The following is a 277-nucleotide window of genomic DNA, read 5'->3' as shown; positions in this document are numbered from 1 at the left end:
GGTGACGGATAAAAAGGCGATTGCAGGACATTCAATGGGCGACGATTTGTACGGTAAAAAAGTCGCCGTATAAAGGCGGTCAATAAACTCGATTATCTGTCGCCACTAAAACGCCAACGTATCAAGCAGAAGCTCGAAAAATCTGCGCGCCAAGATGCTAAAAGCCGTTAATTTGCACTCATCGCCGCAGATCACTCAGTGTGGCTAGCTTATCGACATAATGTTTGGTGAGCGTTGCCACACCTGAGAGCGTTTGAATAAAGTTCATCGCGGTGCT

1 pseudogene is annotated in these 277 nt (G+C 46.9%); it reads left to right on the top strand.

Annotation, left to right across the window (positions count from 1 at the left end):
• Window positions 1–87: 87 nt before the first annotated feature.
• Window positions 88–171, top strand: a pseudogene (locus L9G74_RS20400) (peptide deformylase); the annotation flags it as partial.
• Window positions 172–277 lie beyond the last annotated feature (106 nt).

Source organism: Shewanella electrica, from assembly GCF_022321485.1.
GTDB classification, from domain to species: Bacteria; Pseudomonadota; Gammaproteobacteria; order Enterobacterales; family Shewanellaceae; genus Shewanella; species Shewanella electrica.
The sequence above is the reverse complement of the archived record's forward strand: the minus strand, read 5'-3'. Positions and strand labels throughout refer to the sequence as shown.